Below are 21,886 nucleotides of genomic sequence, written 5' to 3'. Positions count from 1 at the left end.
TCCACAGTTCCACGCTTCGGGATTTTCGGCGATTTTTTACGCCATAAAGCGGAATTATCGCCGAAAACCTAACCTCTCCTTCCTCTGAGCAACAACATTACAAATTCACAACAATAATCATGAACAATCCAAAACTTTTAGAAAACCTACGTGTCATCTATGATTTCCCAAAACCGGGAATCCAATTCCAGGATGTCACCACCCTGTTCAAAAACCCCGAATGCCTGCGAATCATGCGCGATGAAATCGTGGAACTTTACAAGGACAAGGGCATAACGAAAGTCGTGGGCATAGAATCGCGAGGATTCATGCTTGCAGGCGTCACAGCCGTGGAACTCGGTGCAGGCGCCGTCCTCTGCCGCAAACCGGGAAAACTCCCGGGAGAGACAATCAGCGAGTCTTATGAAAAGGAATACGGAACGGACACAATCGAGATTCACAAAGGTTCCATCGACGAAAACGATGTTGTGCTTATCCATGACGACCTCCTTGCAACCGGAGGCAGCATGCGTGCGGCTTACGACCTTGTGAAGAAGTTCAACCCGAAGAAAATCTACATTAACTTTATCATCGAACTCACCGTCGAGGGGCTCCACGGACGCGACATGTTCGATGAAGACACGGAAATAACGACCCTGATGGTTGTTTAGGAGACTTGCAACTGATGTGACAAGCAAGTTCGGACAATACTGTCAATATTGTCACTATTGACAACCCTGACAGTACTGACATTATTGTCATCAATGTCAATTCTGCCGATTTTGCCGGTATTGTCCGAGAAACTCCCCATAAAAGCCACAAACTTGTTTCACGTGGAACGTACCAAAAACCTTATGAAAGAGAACAATGAGGCGCGTCTGGCACGCTTGAAGAACATAGTGCTCAATATGCCGGAAAAACCGGGCAGCTATCAGTATTACGATGCTGAGGGCACTATAATCTATGTAGGCAAGGCAAAAAACCTCAAGCGGCGTGTCTCTTCCTATTTCCATAAGGAGGTGGACAGGTTCAAGACAAAGGTGCTTGTGTCGAAGATTGCGGACATTACGTACACCGTAGTGAACACGGAGGACGACGCACTGCTCCTCGAGAACGCGCTCATCAAGAAGTATAATCCGCGCTACAACATACTCCTGAAGGACGGAAAGACCTACCCCAGCATCTGCATAACAAACGAATATTTCCCGAGAATCTTCCCGACAAGGCAGATAAACAAGAATTTCGGCACATTTTTCGGTCCTTACGCCAATGTTGGTTCAATGTATGCCGTGCTCGATTTCATAAAGAAACTCTACCACCCTCGCACTTGCCGCATGAACATCCAGCCTAATGACATCGTGCGAGGAAAGTACAGACCGTGCCTGGAGTACCACATAAAGAACTGCGGGGGCTGCTGCATTGGCAAGCAGTCCATGAAGGATTATCAGGCGAACATGCAGGCGGCTCGCGAGATTCTGAAAGGAAACACACGCCAACTCCTGCGCATGATTTGGGACGAAATGCAGCAGGCTGCCGAGGAAATGCGTTTCGAGGACGCGCAAAAACTGAAAGAAAAGTACTTCCTTGTGGAGCAGTTCTGTGCCAAAAGCGAGGTTGTGAGCCATACAGTGACCAATGTGGACGTGTTCACCTGCCTTACCGACGATGACAACAGTAATGCTTATGTCAACTACATCCATGTCACGAACGGCCAGATAAACCAAAGTTTCACCTTCGAATACAAGCGCCGTCTCGGCGAAACGGCAGAGGAAATCCTTGTCGAAGCCATCCCTGAGATACGCGAGCGGTTCCAATCCACGGCAAGGGAAGTTATTGTCGAAAAGCCGTTGGAATGGCAGATTCCTAACGCAGAGTTCTTTGTGCCGCAGCGAGGCGACAAGGCGCACCTTCTCGAACTATCGCGGATGAACTGCCGGCAGTATAAGGTTGACCGCCTGAAACAGTCGGAAAAGCTCAATCCCGAACAGCGTGCCACACGACTTATGCAGGAACTGCGCGACAAACTCGCGCTCCCTGCCCTGCCGATGCGTATCGAGGCGTTCGACAATTCCAATATTTCCGGCTCCGATGCGGTGGCAAGCTGTGTCGTGTTCAAGAAGATGAAACCGTCGAAAAAGGACTATCGGAAGTATAACATCAAGACTGTTGAAGGCCCTGACGACTACGCTTCCATGCAGGAAATCGTGCGCCGAAGATACGGCAAGACGGCGGATGAGCTGCGCACTATCCTTGAAACGGACGAAAGAATCACCCTCGAACAGGCGAAAAGCGTGGAGACAACGCTCACAACCGGCACCCTTCCCGACCTCATCGTCTGCGACGGCGGCATAGGACAGATGCACTGCGTGGCGGAGGTGGTATGGGGCGAACTGCGCCTTGACATACCTATCGCGGGTCTGGCAAAGGACGACAAGCACCGCACAAACGAGCTTCTCTATCTCCGTGATGTGGGCACGAACGTCTCACAGCAGCCTGTTAGCGTGCAGCTGAAGACCGACAGCGAGCTGTTCCACACCCTCACACGCCTGCAGGACGAGGTTCACCGCTTCGCAATCACTTTCCACCGCGACAAACGCTCCAAGAACGCCCTGTCAGGTGAGCTTGACAACATCAAGGGCATTGGTCCAAAGACCGCCGAAACACTGCTGAAAGCCTTCAAATCCGTCAAGCGCATAAAGGAGGCGGACTACGAAAGCATCGCGGATGTGATAGGACCGGCGAAGGCAAAAATCCTAATCGACAATCTTGTCAGTAACGACAGTAATGACAAAAATTCCCGTCAATATTGACATAATTGACAGTTCTGACAATACTGACCCACCAAAAACAAACCAAAAACACCAACCATGCGACTAATAATCCAAAGAGTGAGCCGCTCCGCAGTGACAGTCTACGAGAAGGGCTTCGAATACCAAAACGACCACATCACCCACCACGAAGAGACCGGAAAAGGCCTCCTCATACTCGTAGGAGTCGAGGAAACCGACCTCTCAGCCGACATCGACTGGCTCGTGGGCAAAGCCTCGCAACTGAGGATTTTCGACGACGAGAACGGAATTATGAACCTTTCGCTGAAGGACGTTGACGGCGAATGCCTCGCAATAAGCCAGTTTACCCTCTTCGCAAGCACCAAAAAGGGCAACCGACCGTCATGGTTCCGCGCGGCAAAGGGCAGCATCTCAGAACCTCTCTACGAGGAATTCTGCACGAAAATGTCCGCCGCCATAGGCAAGGAAGTCAAGAAAGGCGTCTTCGGAGCAGACATGAAAGTGGAACTGATCAACGACGGTCCCGTGACGATTTTTATCGACTCGCACAACAAGGAATAATTATCATGATGCAGCATGATTTATCATGAGTCATCATGTTGCATCGTTGCAGCATGGCAGCCATGCTGCAACCACCAATAACCCACAACCATTAACCCAAAAAACTAAACAACATGGAAACAAACAAAATCCAAGAAGCCCTCGGCAAGTATAACCTTGACCTCAACGACGCACAGGTGGCAGAGGAAACAAAGGCTCTCCTTGACGCTCACCTCGAAGAGAACATGACCCCTGAAGTGAAGAAATTCCTCATGGGAAGCATCGAACTCACAACCCTCAAAACCACCGATTCCGACCGCTCTGTAATGGAGTTCACGGACAAAGTCAACCAGTTTGACGACGCTTATCCTGACCTCCCCCACGTGGCAACAATCTGCGTCTACCCTTGCTTTGCAGAGGCTGTAAAAGAGGCTCTGCGCGTCCCGGGCGTGGAAATCGCATGCGTCTCAGGCTCCTTCCCTTCCTCACAGGCTCGCATGGAGGTGAAGATAGCCGAGACATCCCTCGCCATCGCTGACGGCGCGACAGAGATAGACATCGTTATGCCGGTAGGAAAGTTCCTTGAAGGCGACTACGAAGGTGTTGCCGAGGACATCGCCGAGATGAAAAACGCCTGTGGCGACGCTGCCATGAAGGTAATCCTCGAGACCGGTGACCTGCGCGATTCCAAGGACATAAAGATAGCTTCCATCCTCTCCATGTACGCCGGTGCGGACTACATCAAGACCTCCACAGGCAAGGAGAAGGTCAGCGCAACTCCTGAGGCTGCCTACGTCATGTGCCAAGCTATCAAGGAGTACTACGACGAGACCGGCATACAGATAGGTTTCAAGCCTGCCGGCGGCATCAACACCGTGGCAGACGCTGTCACCTACTACACCATCGTCAAGGAGGTTCTCGGCGAGAAATGGCTCACAAACAAGTGGCTCCGTCTCGGCACATCACGCCTTGCCAACCTCCTCCTCTCCGACATTGAGGGCAAGGAAGTGAAGTTCTTCTAACTCCAAAACATCTTTTGAAAAACAAACAACCAAAAGAGAGTTAGAAAAGTCATAGACAACACAAAAAAACAGGAATCCCGACAGCCTATTCTTACTGTCGGGATTCCTGTTTTCCATAATCAATTTCCTTATGTCCCCTACCTCAATTCCACGGACAATCCCATGGCAGAAACCATCCTGTAGAATGTCGCAATGGAGGGCACTGTCAAGCCCCTCTCTATACGGGATATATAACTCTTGTCCGCCCCTATTTTCGCAGCAAGCTCCGATTGTGTCAGTCCTGACTGCTTACGGGCGTCAAAAAGAATCTGGGCATTATATTCCTCCCATGCTTCCTGAATAGCCTTCTCGCGAGACTCTGTCCCCGGTGCACCAAACTCCTTGTCAAGTTCGGCACTTATGTCATAAAGTTCCGTCTTTTTGTTCATAATATTCTACCTTTAATCGTTTTGCCCTTTCAATCTCATTCCTCGGTGTCTTTTGCGTCTTTTTGCGGAAAGCGTTAAACAGAATGACAAGTGTCTCACCGTCGTAAATGAAAAATATTCTGAACTCATTGTTACCTAACGTAACCCTGAATTCATAAATACCGTCCTCAATATACTTTACAAAATGTCTTGGGAAACGGTCATTTTCAGAGAACAACAGCAGGGATTTCCTTACCTTCTTCTGCTCTATCACGCTTAACTTTGACACAAAATCATAGAAATGATTGCCAAAGGCTTTTATTTTCCGTGCCATGCTGCAAAGATAACAAAAGTTGTACAACTATACAACTAAATCAAATAAAAATCACAGCAGTCAAAAAGTTAATAATCTATAATCAGAAATCTTGACACTATATTTAAAATCACTAAATTAATTGACTATCAATTAATTACAAACCATTATCTTTCGCAATGTGAAAGGTAATGGTTGACTACACAAAAGGTAACGTTTTGCATGGCAAAACGTTACCTTTCATTATATCAAAACGCAACAGACAGAGAAGTCAAATCAGCTCTCCCTGCCCACCACAAAGTCAACATACAGACGCAGTGAATCAGCTATGGAGGCGTCAGTAATATTGCTGTCAACATAGTCCATGCAACGGCGGTAATAATCCTCCATGACACCCTGCGCATACTCTATGCCGCCATGCTCACGAGTGTACTTTATCAGCACGGAAATGTCCTCCTCCGTGGCATCAAAAGCCTTCACCTTGCGCGCCAAACCGACGATTTCATCGGGCGCGGAACGCAACACATGAAGCACCGGAAGAGTCAGTTTTCCCTCCCTCATGTCGTTGCCGGTCGGCTTTCCAATTGCCTCAGAATCAGAATAATCGAAGATGTCGTCACGAATCTGGAACAGTATGCCTATGTTTCTGCCAAACTCACAGACCTTCACCATCTGCTCCTCTCCCGCACCTGCCGAGAGAGCACCCAGACGGCAACAGCACTCGAAGAGCGAAGCCGTCTTCTTGTCTATTATGTCAAAATAATTCTCCATTGAGAAATCCGCAGTCGAGATGTTCTCTATCTGCTTCACCTCCCCCGCCGCCAGCGTCTGTCCGAGGTTCGCCACGGCATCGGTCATCGCACCGCAGCCGGCCGTCGCCACCTCTCGCAGCGATGTCGCAAGGATGAAATCGCCCACAAGCACCGCCAGCCTGTTGTCAAACGAAGCGTTCACAGAAGCCTGCCCACGCCTTTTGTCGCTCTCGTCCACCACATCATCGTGAACCAGCGATGCCGTGTGCAGAAGCTCCAGCGAGCAGGCAGCGTGCAGAGCCTTGAAAATCACGGTATTATCTTCCTCCGCAGCCCCTTCCCCCTTGGAGAACGCCTTGGCAACAAGAAGGGTAAGTATAGGGCGCATGCGCTTGCCCCCGCGACGCATGATGTACTCAAGCATCTTGTCAAGCAAGCCACCGTTATTGGACAACGATTCCCTGAAGATAGCGTCAAAACGCGCCATTTCATCGGTAATCGGAGCCTTGATGTGTGACAGTGTATCAGCCATAAAACAATATTTAGTGCAAAATTAATATAAAATATTGGTATTAATGAAAACTTTTGAGTAATTTTACAACAAATTTGCAAAAAAAATAATCCGGCGCCCTGCATGACCGGCGCACACAAATAGTAAAACAACCCACCGGAAAATGGAAAAAATATTTCTTATCGATGCCTATGCGCTCATCTACCGAAGCTACTACGCACTGCTGAACAGCAATTTCTACAGCACGCAGATGCAGATGAACACCGGCACCATCCACGGATTCATGAACACTCTGCATGAGGTTCTGTCAAAGGAGAAACCCACACATGTCGGTGTGGCTTTTGACCACGGAAAGACATTCCGACATGAGGCTTATCCGCCGTATAAGGCTCAGCGTCAGGAGACTCCGGAGGACATCAAGGCTGCCGTGCCTGTGATAAAGGACCTGCTCACTGCCATGAACATACCTATCCTGCAGATCGACGGGTTCGAGGCGGACGACATCATCGGAGCTCTCGCCACACAGCTTGATAAGGAAAACACCGATGAAACCGCGGAAAAACAGATATTCATGCTCACTCCTGACAAGGACTACGGACAACTTGTCACGGAGAATGTCTTCATGTACAAACCGCGTTTCAAGGGGGGATATGATGTTCTCGGAGAGAAAGAAATATGTGAGAAATATTCCATTTCATCGGCAAAACAGGTCATCGACATCCTCGCCCTCATGGGTGACTCCGCCGACAACTTCCCTGGATGCCCGGGTGTGGGTGAGAAGACTGCCGTCAAACTCATCAACGAATGGGGCAACTGCGAGAACCTCATCGAGCATGCCTCGGAAGTGAAGGGTGCTCTCGGCAAGAAAGTGCAGGAGCACATCGAGGACATACGCATCTCAAAGTTCCTCGCCGAAATACGCACCGACATTCCGGAAATCTCCGACAACCTCCCTACCCTCCTCCGCAACATGGAATATGGAGAATGGGATGTTCAGGAACTCACGCGACAGCTTGACCTCCTCGAGCTACGCCAGATAAAGAAAAAATTCCTCGCCATCGCCAACGGTGATGACAAGGAAGCAAGCCTTTCGGCGGAAGACCCGAATTCGGAGACAATAGAGGCAAAGGTAGTAACCGGCTATGACCTTTTCGGAGAACCCATATACAAGACGGTAAAGGTTAAAAAAATTAACACCTCTACCCCTCCGAGTGGACAGGTGCAAGAAAATATCGCAAGGAATACAGGGTTATCGCTACCTCCATACACCGCTGAACTTATTGAAACAGAGGAACAAACAAAGAATGTTTGTGACTTTATTTTGACAACGGAGAGTGTCGGTTTTCACCTCGAAACGACCATTTCCGCACCAATGACGGCAGAAATTGTCAGTTTGACGCTCGTCAGTGGTTCAAAAACCTATTTCATCCCTTTGCCCTCCGAACGCCGGGAAGCGGAACGACGGCTTGCCATTCTTGAGCCAATCTTCAGCAACGAAAGGATTGAGAAAGTCGGACATGACCTCAAGGCAAAAATGATTCTGCTCCACCGCTATGGCATAACCATGCGCGGAACCATGCGCGACGTGATGATCGCCCACTACCTCCTTGAGTGCGGACTGAATCCTAAGCACACCATCAACGACATTGCCTTCGACTGCTTCAAGCATACCCCTGCAAATTTCGAAGAGTTAAAAAAGGTTATCCGCGAAGAAATGAAGGCGGAAGGGAAAAAAGCTCCTTACCTCCGCGACATGACTCTCCGCGACTTCCCCGTGGAGAAGGCCATGGCTTACGCGACGGAACGTGCCTTCATAGCAACAGCTTCGTGGACGATTTTTGAAAAAAGGTTAAAAGAGACCGAAGGGCAGTGGCACATTTTCAATGACATCGAGATGCCGCTCATGGAAGTGCTCTGCGACATGGAACTGACCGGCATCGCCATTGACCTCGACGCACTGAAGGAAGTGTCACGCGTTTTCAATGAACGCCTTGCCGCCCACGAACAGAAAATCTATGAGTTGGCAGGAGAGGAATTCACACTGACAAACCCGAAGAAGCTGGGTATCATCCTCTTCGAAAAACTCCGCCTCATGGAGAAGCCGAAGAAGACCAAGACAGGTCAGTATGCCACCGGCGAAGAGATACTCACCCCTCTGCGCAAGAAGCATCCTATCATCAACGAAATACTTGAATATAAGGGACTTAAGAAACTTATCAATACTTATGTCGACGCCCTGCCGTTGCTTGTGAACCCTGAGACGGGACGCATCCACACGACCTTCAACCAGTGTGTCACAACCACCGGACGACTGTCATCTTCTGACCCAAATCTGCAGAACATTCCTGTCAGAAACGAGGACGGAAAAGAGATAAGGAAATGCTTCATCCCGCTGCAAGGAAACAGTGAAATTGTTACACGTGGAACATTTAAAAACTCTTCACCGGAAGACGCCAAAAACCTGTTCTTCTCTGCCGACTATTCGCAGATAGAACTGCGCGTCATGGCTCACCTTTCCAACGACGAGCGCATGGTCAGCGCATTCCGGAACGGTGAGGACATCCACCGCGCAACAGCAGCCACCGTCTACCACAAGCAGCCAGAAGAGGTCACTCCGGAGGAACGCTCAAAGGCAAAACGTGCGGATTTCGGCATCATCTACGGCATCACACAGTTCGGTCTGGCACAGAACATGAGCATAGAACGCTCTGAGGCTAAGCAACTTATGGACGGTTTCTTCGTCACCTTCCCTAAAATCCGGGACTTCATGGAGGAGTGCAAGGAGAAGGCAAGGCAGAAGGAATATGCCGAGACCATGCTGCTGCGCCGCCGCTATCTGCGACTCATCACCAGCGGCAACGGCACGGAACGCGCCCTTGCCGAACGCGAGGCGATGAACTCGCCCGTACAGGGCACTGCCGCCGACATTATCAAGATTGCTATGGTGCGTATTTTCAGGCGGTTCCGTGAAGAACGCCTCCAATCGAAAATGCTCCTCCAGGTCCATGACGAACTGAATTTTTCCGTCCTTCCGGAAGAAAAGGAGCATGTCGAGCGCATTGTAGTCGAGGAGATGCAGTCTGCCGCCAAGCTTTCTGTGCCACTCATCGCCGACTTCGGGTGGGGCGCGAACTGGCTTGAGGCACACTGAAAAGAACGGGGCGTTACACCGATGATATAGCCACCCGACAGTGAATATAGCGAAAAAGAATATCATTAATTTACAAAAAAGTGTAAAAATACTTGGTTTTTACACTAATAATTAGTACTTTTGCTATCACATTGTAATAATTATAACAACTAAAGAAAATAAAACATGCAGAAGGCAGATAAAATCGACGAACTGGACAAGAAAATTCTTAACATTCTGTCACAAAACGCACGCATGCCATTCAAGGACGTGGCAGCAGAATGCGGAGTGTCACGAGCAGCCATCCACCAGCGTGTGCAGCGACTTATAGAGATTGGTGTCATCCTCGGCTCTTCATTCAACATCAACCCAAAATCCCTCGGCTACAACACCTGCACCTACGTGGGAATCCGACTGGAGAAAGGCAACATGTACCGCGAAGTGGCAGAACGCTGCTCACATATCGACGAGATTGTGGAATGCCATTTCACAACAGGACCGTACACAATGCTTGTAAAGCTCTATGCACGTGACAATGAGCAACTTATGACCCTCCTTAATGATGACCTCCAGAGCATCCCGGGAGTGGTTTCCACCGAGACTCTCATCTCTCTTGAACAGTCCATCAAGAGAGAAATCCCTGTTACTTGCAAATCCGAGGAATAAGAAACCGGTTTTGGGTTGGAGGTTGTGGGTTATGGGTTGTTTTAGACAAAATTGTCAATATTGACAGTACTGTCCAACCCATAACCCATAACCTCGCAACCCAATCCCTACAACCCACAACCAAACAATGCTTGACAAGTTTCTTGAACCTGTGTACAATGGTTGCCGGGAGACTGCCGACAAGCCTGTGATAGGAATAACAACAAACGCCGGCGGAGAGGATTTTTCTCTCCGCCAGCGTTATTGTGAGCAAGTGGAGCGTGCCGGAGGAGTGCCCCTGCTCCTTCCCCCAATGACCTTCACCGATGACGAACGATTGTCAGAGCAAGATGCAGAGATTCTCCTCTCACAACTCGCTGTCGTCGACGGCATAATCTTCAGTGGCGGCGCTGACCACAACCCGCTGTGGATTGGCGAAGAGCCATGGACGGACACTCTGTCACTCAACGAGATACGCGACAGGCATGAGCTGCCACTGTGCCGCCTTGCCTACAACCGCCATATCCCTATGCTCGGAATATGCCGCGGCATGCAGACTCTTGCCGTGGCTCTCGGAGGGCATGTCCTGCAAGACATCGCTCTGCCAGAGCATAACCAGACAACGCCAAAGACAGAGACATCCCACAGCGTGACACTCGAGAAAGGCAGCCTGCTCCACAAACTTTATAATGCGGAACGCATCGATGTGAACTCTTTCCACCACCAGGCAGTGGACCGTTGCGGAGAGAAATTCCGCCCGACGGCAAAGGCTTGCGACGGAACCATAGAGGCAATGGAATCCGCGGAGCACAGACAGATTCTCGGTGTGCAATGGCATCCCGAACAGCTTGCCGACAATGGGCTGCCGCTGTTCCAATGGATTGTCGGCGAAGCGGCGTTGTTCCGCAAGGCAAAAAGCCTGCACCGCAGCATGGTAACCATTGACAGCCACTGCGACACACCGATGTTTTTCCCGCAGAACGTTGATTTTCTCACACGCGATTCCCGCATCCTCTATGACCTTCACAAGATGGACGAGGGGATGATTGACGCCGTGCAGATGGTATGCTACCTTCCGCAGAACCCTATGCCGGAGCACCCTAAAGCATTCGCCGACAGCATCTTTGACAAGATTGAGGCAATATGCAGCAAATCAGACGGTAGGATAGCTGTGGCAGGGACTCCAAAAGAGATTCTCCGCAACAAGCACCGTGGCGTACACTCCATAATTCCGGGAATAGAGAACGGCATAGCTCTCGAGCATGATATTAATAATGTCAAACATTTCAAAGAACGCGGCGTGACCTACATCACACTGTGCCACAACGGAGACAATGACATCTGCGACTCCGCACGCACCACGGAGACTCACGGCGGACTGTCCCCTTTCGGCAGGGAAGTAGTCAGAGAGATGAACCGACAAGGGATGCTTGTCGACCTCTCCCATGCCCATGAACGCTCGTTTTGGGACGCTCTCGAACTGTCCTCCTCACCGATAGTGTGCAGCCACTCCAACTGCCGCGCACTGTGCGACCACCCTCGCAACCTTCACGACAGCCAGATGCGTGCCTTGGCAGAGCGAGGCGGCGTCATGCAGCTGACCCTCTACCACGGATTCCTTGGCGAAGGCGATGTCTCCATCGACGACTTCTTCCGCCACCTTGCCCATGCCATTGACATCATGGGCATCGACCACGTGGGCATAGGCACTGACTTCGACGGCGACGGCGGTGTGCCGGGACTCTCTGACGCATCGGAACTGGTGCACATCACAGAACGCCTCCTGCGCCTCGGATTCTCCGACAGCGACATCGCAAAAATCTGGGGCGGCAACTGGCTGAGAGTGATGCGACAAGCCCAACAACAGAAATAATTCCGACAATATTGTCAATAATGACAGTATTGACAGTACTGACCCGTCAAAACAGACAGTACTGACACAATTGACAATACTGACAATACTGACCCCTTAAAAAATAACCCACAACCCATGAGAATAATCCTCCTCTTCTCCATACTCCTCGCCATGGCAAGCTGCAAGAGCAGCGGCACATCACAGACAACAGAAGAACCCATTGCCACAGGGCCGGAATTCTGCGCCGACTCCGCATACATCTACTGCAAGCAACAGTGCGACTTCGGACCACGCACGATGAACACCGACGCACACGACCGCTGCCGCGACTGGATAGCCAAAGAGTTCCAACGCCACGGATGCACCGTGGAGCTGCAACAGGCCGACCTAAAAGCCTATGACGGCACAATGCTGCGCTCCACAAACATCATCGCCCGCCGCACATCCTCCGACAGCACCGCAACAGAACGTCCGCGCATACTCCTCTGCGCCCACTACGACACTCGTCCGTGGGCAGACAACGACCCGAACCCGGAGAACCACCACACACCGGTCATCGGGGCCAATGACGGAGCATCGGGAATAGCCGTAATGCTCGAAGTGGCACGACTGCTCAACGCTGCCGACTCCGCCAATGTGGATGTGGACTTTGTATGCTTCGATGCCGAGGACTATGGCACACCGCAATGGTACAAGGGCGAATCACAAGTGGACGACCCATGGGCTCTCGGTGCACAGCATTGGGCAAAGGAATATGCCAAGAACCCTTCCGGCAACATCTCTTTCGGCATCCTCCTCGACATGGTGGGCGGCGAAGGCGCAAAATTCCACCAGGAAGGCATGTCCCTGCAGTTCGCACAGCAGCTTGTGCAGAAAGTGTGGTCGGCAGCCTCCACGGCAGGCTACGGCACCCATTTCCCTTCCTCCGCCGGAGGATATGTCACCGACGACCATGTCCCTGTCAACGAGGTGGCGGCAATCCCATGCATCGACATCATCCCCTACTACCCTGACTGCAAGGAATCGTCCTTCGGCCCTACATGGCATACTGTCAACGACACCATGGACCATATCTCAAAAGAGACCCTCAAGGCTGTCGGACAGACTGTCATACAGGTCATATACAGCGAATAGACTCCCACGCCTATGATTAAAGCACTATCCATACTGATTCCGGCCTATAACACCGTCTGCACCGACATCGTCAAGGCACTGCAACAGCAAGCTGAAAGAATCGGCTCACTGTCGTACGAAATCATTGTGGCTGAGGACGGTTCCACCGACAAGACAGCAATAGAGCGCAACGACTCCATAAGAGCCCTGCCCCACTGCCGGCATATCATAAGAAAAGACAATGTCGGACGCGCTGCAATACGCAATTTCCTTGCTGCCAACGCCACTCATGAATGGCTGCTTTTCGTAGACTGCGGACTGTCCTCCGAATCCGAAGACTATCTTGAGAAATATGTCCTCACGGCAACACCGGCACCCGTCATCTATGGCGGATGTGCCGTGCATGCAGACACAAACCTGACATCGAGTAACCTGAGATACCGATACGAAAAGGGAAGTCTCGACGCTCACCATGCAGAGATGCGGCAGACAAGACCGTACCGCAATTTCAGGACATGCAACTTCCTTGTACGCAAGGACATAATGGAGAAAATCCCGTTCGACGAACGATTCCGCTCCTACGGATATGAGGACATCGAATGGGGCAAAAGACTCCGGCAGGAGGGCATACGCATCTCGCACATTGACAATGTCATGCTGTACAATACACTGGAGAAAAACGAGCATTTCCTACAGAAGACAGAGGAGGCCATGCGGACACTCCATGCTTTCCATAACGACCTTACCGGCTACTCCAAACTGCTTGGATATTACTCCAAACTCCAAACGCTGCACATCACGCCCTGTGTGACAGCGGCATTCAGTGTGCTGCGCCCTCTGATGCGGCATAACCTCTGCGGCAAGAACCCTTCGCTACTGCTCTTCCAAATGTACAAATTAGGATATTTCTCCTCATTGATGAAAGGAAAAATACAGTAACCATATATCGCGCATAGAATGAAGATACTCTACGTCATGGAAAAGATGTCATGCCGGGGAGGCATGGAGCGGATCATCACCGACAAAATCAACTATCTTGCCGCACACACCGCCCATGAGGTGACACTGATGACCGTGTGGCACGACAGTGTGCCGCCAGCATATCCTTTCCACCCTGGCGTAAAGCATGTAAGGCTCAATGTGCCACTGCCGCCTGTCCCCGGAGGCTATATGCTCACCCTGCCGTGGGCTTTGCGGCGGTTCAACAATCAGGTGAAGCGGCTGAACCCTGACGTGACCATTGTCTTCCGCGCCGTAGGATCGTTCCTCACGGCACTGACCTCATGGAAAGGGCGCATCATCTATGAGTCCCACCAGCCTCGCTCGACAATGAACCACCCATGGATTTACCGCTTCATGGAACGGCGCGCGGATGCCATTGTGTGCCTGACAAAAGGGGATGCACTGGAGTTCCTGAAGGCAAAGCGCATAGAGGTGATTCATAACTTCACCGAAATCACTCCGCCCCACCCCGCCCCACTGACGGCGAAGCGGTGCATAGCCGTGGGACGGCTGTGCAAGGAGAAGGATTTCATGCGCCTTCTCGACATTTGGGCGTTGGTCATGAAGCAGCATCCGGACTGGCATCTTGACATCTTCGGCGAAGGGGAGGAACGCCCAATCCTCGAACGGCGCATCCGTGAGCTAAACCTCGGCAGTTCCGTGGAACTCAAAGGGTTGGCAAAAAACATCGTGGAAGAATACTTGGACAGTTCCATGCTTATCGCCACATCAAAGACGGAAGGCTTCTCCATAGTGATAGCAGAGGCGATGATGTGCGGTCTGCCCATTGTCTCCCTCGACTGCCCGTATGGTCCGCGAGAGGTCATGGCGGAAGAGGACGAAGCGATAAACGGCTGTGACTGCAAAACAGGATTCCTCGTGCCTTGCCGAAACGCCTCTTCCAACAAACTCATGGCGGACTGCATCTCCGCGCTGATCAGCAGCCCGGCACTGCGCAAGGAGAAGGGACAGGCAGCCCTCCGGCGCGCCACACTCTTCCGTCCGGCACCAATCATGGCGCAATGGCTGAGAATCTTTAAGTCAATATTGACATAACTGTCAGTACTGACAATATTGAACCGTCAAAACTGACAATACTGACACAATTGACAGTACTGACCAACCTATAACCACCCAATGAAAATCCTGCTCTTCGGTAATCCGAGCACTCTCCACAGCAACCTCGCCACAGGACTCGCGGAACAAGGCCACGAGGTGCGCTGCATAAGCAACAGGACAGCATGGCACCGGTTCCCCGCCTACGACATCTGCCTCGAACGGCGCACGGACATCAACGGCAAACTGGCACTCATCGACTACCTCCGGCACCTGCTGCCAATCTTCCGCCGGTGCAAAGGCTACGACATCGTGCAGCTGAGCAACCCCATGTTCCTCGAACTGCGCGGAACACACCTGCGACCGTTCTACAACTTCATCCGACGCCATAACCGCCACATCATCCTCGGCTCTTTCGGCGACGACCCGCACATCGTGGAACAGATGCTCCACTCCGACGCACTGCGCTACAGCGACCAAAGGATTGGCAACAAACTCAGGCACGACAGTGCCGCCACACTCCAGCGCGAACAATGGATAGAGGACTCCCGCCACGAGGTGGGAATATGCCGCCATATCGCCAAGGACTGCGACCACATCGTAGCCTGCCTCTACGAATACTGGGCATGCTACCGCAATGTCTATCCCGAAAAACTGTCCTTCATCCCGCTGCCCATAATCATGGAAAACACTCCTACGGAATTCTCCGTGGGCAAGAAAGTGAAGCTCTTCATCGGCATACAGAAGGAACGCAGCGAAGTGAAAGGCACGGACATCATGCTACGGGCGGCACAGGACATCGTGCGCGACTTCCCTCACCTCGCCGAACTGCGCATCGTGGAGAGCGTGCCCTATGACGAGTACAAGCAGATCATGGAGGGCAGCGACGCCATCCTTGACCAGCTCTATAGCTACACACCGTCCATGAACTCCCTCCTCGCCATGTCAAAGGGCATCATCGACATCGGAGGAGGAGAACCGGAGAGCTACAAGATCATCAACGAGCATGAACTGCGACCCATCATCAATGTGCTGCCGTCCTACGAGAGTGTCTACGCCCAACTGAAGAACCTTATCCACCACCGAGAGCGCATCCCGGAACTCAAACGCCAGTCCGTGGAATATGTGCGACGCCACCATGACTACCGCAAGGTGGCACGGCAATATGAAAGCCTCTACAAGTCCCTGCTATACGATGACAAGACATAAAAAAAGAGCCGTATCATTACTCAGAAACAGAGTGTGACGCGGCTCTTTCTCTTGCCGACTCCACATAAGGAACATCATGAAAATGTCGCACATGAATAATTCTTTTGTTGCTTTTTTCTCAGAGCCATATCATTTTGCATTACGGAAGGTTAGGCTTTGTGTGGTGAAAGGTAAGGCTTTGTGCGGTGAAAGGTAAGGCTCTGTATGAAAAAACGTTACCTTTTGTCATGCAGAGCGTGAAGCTACATGTCTCAGGGCAAGTGATTCTGCACCGTGAAACAGTGAACCACCCTGAAAGAAACTTGCTGATACTCCGCACATTATTGCAATTTCGTCGAACCCACGTTACATTCGATGCTATTTTCGTTGCATGTAACACTATTTCCAGCAGATGCAACCCTTGTGTTTGTACGTTAAAGATATAAAGCATAAATTTGCACCACGAAAACCTGACAAGACTTGAAAAAAAACATAATCATGGAGTGAAAACCATCAACCAAGGCAACAAGAAAACACAATCATAAAACTTTATATCTATGAATAAAACATTCATCATTTTCTTACTTGCACTCCTCACTTCTCTGGGAGTGGCAGCACAGGACATCACGGTGCATGGCACTGTCGTGTCAAAGACTGACAATGAGCCGTTGCTCGGCGCCTCGGTCGTGTGCAAAGGTCAGAACACAGGTGTGCTGACGGACATCGAAGGCAACTTTACCGTAAAGGTCCCTGCAGGCGCGGAACTCGTGTTCTCGTACATCGGTTACACCAACCAGACCGCAAAGGCAAAAGACGGTATGGTGGTGGCAATGCTGGAGGACAACGCACTCCTTGAGGAGGTTGTCGTTGTCGGCTATTCCACAGAGAAGAAAGCCGACCTGACCGGCTCTGTCTCCGTGGTGAAGATGAAGGACGTGGCTGACACTCCTACGGGCAACGTGATGCAGGCTCTGCAAGGCAGAGTGGCAGGTGTGAACATCGTCACCGACGGTACTCCAGGCGGCACATCAACATCAACATCCATCCGCGGCGCTTCTTCTTTCCGCGGCGATGCCAACAGTCCGCTTTATATCATCGATGGCGTGATGACACGCGATAACATCGCTACTATCATCAACGCTTCCGACATTGAATCAATACAGGTGCTTAAGGACGCTTCATCGGCTGCCATCTACGGTGCGCAGGCTGCCAACGGTGTCATCATCATTACAACAAAGCGCGCAAAGAAGGGTGAATGCCACGTGACATTCGACGCTTCGCTGCAAATCCAGACTTACAACAAGGGGCTTGACCTCTTGAACGCTGACCAGTGGGGACAGACTTACTGGACCGCTTTCCGCAACGCCAACAACGGGACCACTCCTAACAGTGCCATCTATGGCAACGGAGCCACTCCTTCCCTCCAGACTTACAAAAACCTCAACGGGGAAGACGTGTTTCCGCAAAGCACATCATGGGAGGACGAGATTCACCGCACCGCCCTCATGCAGACCTACACCGTGGGGCTACAGCGCGGCTCTGAGAATGGCTCAACGGCATTCTCGCTCAGTTTCCTCGACCATGACGGTATCGTCAAAGGCACTGACTTCCAGCGCGTCAACTCACGCCTTGGCTCTGACTACGCTTTCATTGACAACCGCCTGAAGGTTGGCGGCAATGCCACAATCAACTGGTGGAAGGCTCACTATGCTCCTGACGGCATCGAGGAGAACGCCGTGAAGCAGCATCCGGCAAAGGCTGTCTATGACGCTTCCGGCGCATACAACGACGCCATATCTGATGTACTCGGCGATACATCAAACGCCTTGCGCCTCATAGAGATGAACTCCAACAACAACCACGAGTACTGGCGCATCCTTGGCAACGCCTATCTTTCCGTAGAACCTGTCAAGAACCTTATCCTGAAGACAAACTTCGGCGTAAACTACTACAACGAGACAAACAAGACTTTCGAGCCAAAATGGCTTCGCGACGATGTCAACAAGCTGACACAGTCAACGGTGAAGCGTACCGACTGGGTGTGGACAAACACTGCGCAATATAACATTGACTTCGGAAAAAACTCACTTATGGGATTACTCGGCATCGAAGCAAAGAAATACCATACTGAGGACATGAACGGCTTCGGCACAAAACTTGCCATCGAAGACCCTAACTACCAGTACCTCTCCTCAACAACAGCAGGACAGACCGTAGGCGCAGGAGCAAGCAACTACACCATGTACTCCGTCTTCGGAAAGATAAACTATTCTTATGACAACCGCTATCTTGCCTCTGTGACAATACGCCGCGACGCTTCTTCACGCCTCAGCCATGACAACAATTCTGACGTGTTCCCGTCATTCTCGGCAGGATGGCGTATCAGCGAGGAGAAGTTCATGGAGAACACAAAGTCATGGCTCAACGACCTCAAACTGCGCACAGCATGGGGCGTCAACGGCAATGACATCATCGACAATGAGGCTTTCTACACAAAATATCTCGTGAGCCTTCAGGCAAGCTCATACAACATGAACGGCGACGGCACAACTCTCTCTCCCGGTGCCTACAAGATTCGCTCCACAAACCCTGACCTTACATGGGAGAAGACCTGCCAAACCAATGTCGGCATTGACTTTTCCATGCTCAACGGCAGACTGTATGGCTCGTTTGACTATTTCCACAAGAAGACAAAGGACATGCTCGTGGAGAAACCTTACATCGCCATCATCGGTGAAGGCGGCTACTGCTGGTACAACGGCGGAGAGATGGTAAACAAGGGTTTTGAGGCACAGCTCAACTGGCGTGACCATGCCGGAGAGGTTGACTATAGCATAGGCTTCAACGTCACTGTGACAAAGAACAAGGTGACATCACTCCTTGAAGACATCTACTACACTTACGGCGGTGGCAACGGCATCGACAAATCCCTCGTGGGACAGCCTTATGGCTCATGGATGGGCTACGAGACTGACGGCGTGTTCCGGACACAGCAGGAGGTTGACGAATATTGCTCAAAATATCAGATAGAGTTCGGCAAGCCGGAAGTGGGACGACTGAAGTATGTTGACACCAACAACGACGTCAAAATAAGCTCCGCCGACCGCACATGGCTCGGATGCGACCTCCCTAAGGCACAGCTCGGACTCAACCTCGGACTGAACTGGAAGGGCTTCGACTTCTCCGCGTTCCTCAGCGCGACATTCAGGGACGCTTACAACAACTCCAAGTACTACACCGACTTCTTCCAGCTTTGGACAGGCAACCACTCCACACGACTGCTTGAGGCTGCCAACGCTTATGAGGACTACCTCACAACAGGTGTCTACAACTGCGACATCCCTGCGCCAACAACCAACAACAGCAACAACGAGAATGAGCTTTCACGCTACTATGTGGAGAACGGTTCTTACCTCCGGCTGAAGACATTGACTATTGGCTACACTCTGCCACAGAGCATTAAGAACAAACTCCATCTCACCAATGCCCGCCTGTATTTCCAGGCGCAGAACGTGTTCACTGTCACAAGCTACAACGGAGCTGACCCCGAAGGACTGGGCTATCCTTACGCCATTCCTCGCAACTATACAATCGGATTGCAATTCGGTTTCTAAAAAAATGACAAAAACAGACTCATACAAACAAAAGCAATAACATGAAACTCAAATATATCCTTCCAACAATCATAATGGCAGCTGTTACGTCCTCCTGCTCAAACGACTTTTTGGAGAACACCCCACAAGGTTCGCTCAACGACGGAGTGATGGGAACAAGCGAAGGCGCGGAACTCCTTTGCAACGCAGCCTATGCCGCCCTCGGCGGAGTGAACGAGCAGGACAACGGATGCTTCTACCCTGCAAACAACTGGGCATACGGCGAAGTGCGGTCCGACAATGCTTACAAAGGTGGCGGCGGCACAGGTGATGTGAACGAGATACACCGCATGGAAATCTTCGATGTCGATGCCAGCAACTGGAACCTTGACAACAAATGGTACCGCCTCTACTGCCAGCTCCAGCGCACCAACGCTGCTCTCAAAGTGCTTAACAGCTATTCTGACTCCGAGATAAAGAACAGGCAGAGCCGCATAGCAGAAATGAAAGTGCTGCGCGCCCACTTCTTCTTCGACCTTGTCCGCCTGTTCAAGAAAGTCCCTTATTTCGACGAGAATGTTGAGACTCCGGACTATATCGGCATCCCTAACGACAAGTACTCACGCGACGAACTGCTCGGCATGATTGCCAAAGAATTCCTTGACGCTGCCAATGTGCTGCCTGAGACACAACCGGAGGTAGGACGCATACATAAATACGTGGCACTCGCTTATGCTGCAAAAGTGAAGCTCTATCAGGCTTACAAGCAGGATGAGACAACTAATAAGGTTGTCAGCGTGGATAAAACCCTCTTGGGGGAGGTTGTCTCACTCATCGACCGGGTGCTCGCAACAGGACGCTACGACCTTCTCTCTGATTTCCAGGGACTTGACATTATAGCTAACGAGAACGGAAAAGAGTCTGTCTTCTCTGTACAGTACTCCATGAATGACGGCAGCCCTTCTGCCGGACGCATCAACTGGAGCCAACTCCTTAACTCTCCCGGTGGCAACTCGCCTTATCATGGCGACGGATTCTTCCTCCCTTCACAGGACCTTATCAACGCCTACCAGACTGACGAGAACGGTCTGCCGGTGTTCAACTATCAGTCATTGCCTGACTTCTCTGTAGTGAAATTCATAGACGACAACACACAAATCCTCTCCAACGCTGACCACACCGTTGACCCTCGCCTTGACTTTGTCATCGGACGCCCGGGCATAACATGGAAGACTTACACCGACACGCCATGCCAATCATGGGTACGCGACCGCGAGACTTACGGTCATAACTGTGTGAAGCGTTTCTGGGTTTCTCCTGAGTCAGGCGACATGTATCAGGGCTGGCCTTGGGGAGCATCATCGCTCAACTGGCAGATTATCCGCACTGTCGACCTCCTTCTCTGGAAGGCCGAAGCTCTCATTGAGATAGGTGACGACCTCGGGACAGCGCGCGACATCATCAACAAGATTCGCCGCCGCGCTGCCGACAGTCCTTGCGTGAAGGATTTCAACGATAACACGAAGCCTGCCGCCAACTATCTCATCAAGGAATATCCTGCCATAGGATGGACACAAGACTATGCGCGACAGGCACTCCGCACCGAGACACGTCTTGAAAAAGCCTTCGAAGGCGAGCGTTTCTTCGACCTCGTACGCTGGGGAATTGCTGACAAAGTGATGAATTCCTACCTTGAGACAGAATGTGATAATCGTATTTACTACTCAGGCGCAAAGTTTACGGAAGGTAAGGATGAATACTATCCTATCCCTCTCCCGCAATACAATTTCTCAGGAGGACGCTACATTCAGAATCCGGGATATCCTGCCTTCTGAATGTCTGCCGCTTCACTGCAAACAAAAAACATACAAGTAATCGAGGCGGACGTCCGTGATGGATGTCCGCCTCTTCTGTGGATATTATCAATATTGACAGTATTGTCAGTTATGTCAGTATTGTCAGTTATGTCAATAATGTCAGTACTGTCAATA

Annotated in this window: 16 protein-coding genes; 13 read left to right on the top strand and 3 right to left on the bottom strand. The window is 51.1% G+C overall.

The genetic code is table 11. The features are described 5' to 3' along the window. The first annotated feature begins 119 nt into the window (after window positions 1-119). The 4 genes from HPS57_RS06925 (at window position 120) to deoC (ending at window position 4,330) form a co-directional block, all read left to right on the top strand. Window positions 120-650, top strand: a complete 531-nt coding sequence (locus tag HPS57_RS06925) for an adenine phosphoribosyltransferase (protein ID WP_172181528.1) — start codon at window positions 120-122, stop codon at window positions 648-650. 183 nt (window positions 651-833) lie between these two features. Continuing rightward, window positions 834-2,789 (top strand): excinuclease ABC subunit UvrC, encoded by a 1,956-nt coding sequence (gene uvrC / locus HPS57_RS06920; protein ID WP_172181526.1) that lies wholly within the window; start codon window positions 834-836, stop codon window positions 2,787-2,789. 57 nt (window positions 2,790-2,846) lie between these two features. Further along, window positions 2,847-3,329, top strand: coding sequence for a D-aminoacyl-tRNA deacylase (gene dtd / locus HPS57_RS06915; RefSeq protein WP_172181524.1), 483 nt, complete (start codon window positions 2,847-2,849; stop codon window positions 3,327-3,329). A 113-nt stretch (window positions 3,330-3,442) separates the two neighbouring features. Then, window positions 3,443-4,330 (top strand): deoxyribose-phosphate aldolase, encoded by an 888-nt coding sequence (deoC, locus tag HPS57_RS06910; protein WP_172181522.1) that lies wholly within the window; start codon window positions 3,443-3,445, stop codon window positions 4,328-4,330. A 137-nt stretch (window positions 4,331-4,467) separates the two neighbouring features. Here deoC and HPS57_RS06905 read toward each other — a convergent pair whose 3' ends face one another. The 3 genes from HPS57_RS06905 to HPS57_RS06895 form a co-directional block, all read right to left on the bottom strand. After that, the gene (locus HPS57_RS06905; RefSeq protein ID WP_172181520.1) at window positions 4,468-4,758 is read right to left on the bottom strand and encodes a helix-turn-helix domain-containing protein; all 291 of its coding nucleotides are present in this window, start codon (window positions 4,756-4,758) and stop codon (window positions 4,468-4,470) included. Further along, entirely contained in the window at window positions 4,733-5,071 is a 339-nt protein-coding gene (locus HPS57_RS06900; RefSeq protein WP_172181518.1) for a type II toxin-antitoxin system RelE/ParE family toxin, read from the bottom strand. Before HPS57_RS06900 ends, HPS57_RS06905 begins: the two co-directional genes overlap by 26 nt. Window positions 5,072-5,326: 255 nt before the next feature. Further along, the gene (locus HPS57_RS06895; protein WP_172181516.1) at window positions 5,327-6,334 is read right to left on the bottom strand and encodes a polyprenyl synthetase family protein; all 1,008 of its coding nucleotides are present in this window, start codon (window positions 6,332-6,334) and stop codon (window positions 5,327-5,329) included. A gap of 142 nt (window positions 6,335-6,476) precedes the next feature. Here HPS57_RS06895 and polA point away from each other — a divergent pair, with 142 nt between their 5' ends. From polA to HPS57_RS06850, 9 genes are all read left to right on the top strand, one after another. After that, window positions 6,477-9,464, top strand: a complete 2,988-nt coding sequence (gene polA, locus HPS57_RS06890) for a DNA polymerase I (RefSeq protein WP_172181514.1) — start codon at window positions 6,477-6,479, stop codon at window positions 9,462-9,464. Between the two features lie 165 nt (window positions 9,465-9,629). Further along, entirely contained in the window at window positions 9,630-10,109 is a 480-nt protein-coding gene (locus HPS57_RS06885; RefSeq protein ID WP_172181512.1) for an Lrp/AsnC family transcriptional regulator, read from the top strand. A 127-nt stretch (window positions 10,110-10,236) separates the two neighbouring features. Beyond that, window positions 10,237-11,961 carry a gamma-glutamyl-gamma-aminobutyrate hydrolase family protein gene (locus tag HPS57_RS06880; protein ID WP_172181510.1) on the top strand — a complete coding sequence of 575 codons (1,725 nt, stop codon included), beginning with the start codon at window positions 10,237-10,239 and terminating at the stop codon, window positions 11,959-11,961. A 117-nt stretch (window positions 11,962-12,078) separates the two neighbouring features. Continuing rightward, complete coding sequence (locus tag HPS57_RS06875) at window positions 12,079-13,077, top strand: M28 family peptidase (protein WP_172181508.1); 999 nt, start codon at window positions 12,079-12,081, stop codon at window positions 13,075-13,077. A 12-nt stretch (window positions 13,078-13,089) separates the two neighbouring features. Then, window positions 13,090-13,995, top strand: coding sequence for a glycosyltransferase family 2 protein (locus HPS57_RS06870; protein WP_172181506.1), 906 nt, complete (start codon window positions 13,090-13,092; stop codon window positions 13,993-13,995). A gap of 18 nt (window positions 13,996-14,013) precedes the next feature. Then, on the top strand, window positions 14,014-15,114 hold the full coding sequence (locus HPS57_RS06865) for a glycosyltransferase family 4 protein (RefSeq protein WP_172181504.1): 1,101 nt from the start codon (window positions 14,014-14,016) through the stop codon (window positions 15,112-15,114). Window positions 15,115-15,195: 81 nt separating this feature from the next. After that, window positions 15,196-16,323 (top strand): glycosyltransferase family protein, encoded by a 1,128-nt coding sequence (locus tag HPS57_RS06860; protein WP_172181502.1) that lies wholly within the window; start codon window positions 15,196-15,198, stop codon window positions 16,321-16,323. Window positions 16,324-16,859: 536 nt separating this feature from the next. Next, the gene (locus HPS57_RS06855; protein ID WP_172181500.1) at window positions 16,860-19,916 is read left to right on the top strand and encodes a SusC/RagA family TonB-linked outer membrane protein; all 3,057 of its coding nucleotides are present in this window, start codon (window positions 16,860-16,862) and stop codon (window positions 19,914-19,916) included. A gap of 41 nt (window positions 19,917-19,957) precedes the next feature. Continuing rightward, a complete protein-coding gene (locus tag HPS57_RS06850) occupies window positions 19,958-21,730 on the top strand; it encodes a RagB/SusD family nutrient uptake outer membrane protein (protein WP_172181498.1) in 1,773 nt (590 codons plus the stop codon). The last annotated feature ends 156 nt before the right edge of the window (window positions 21,731-21,886 follow it).

It is taken from the genome of Palleniella intestinalis (genome assembly GCF_013166595.1).
Classification (GTDB): Bacteria; Bacteroidota; Bacteroidia; order Bacteroidales; family Bacteroidaceae; genus Prevotella; species Prevotella intestinalis.
This window is presented reverse-complemented; position numbering and strand designations above follow the sequence as displayed.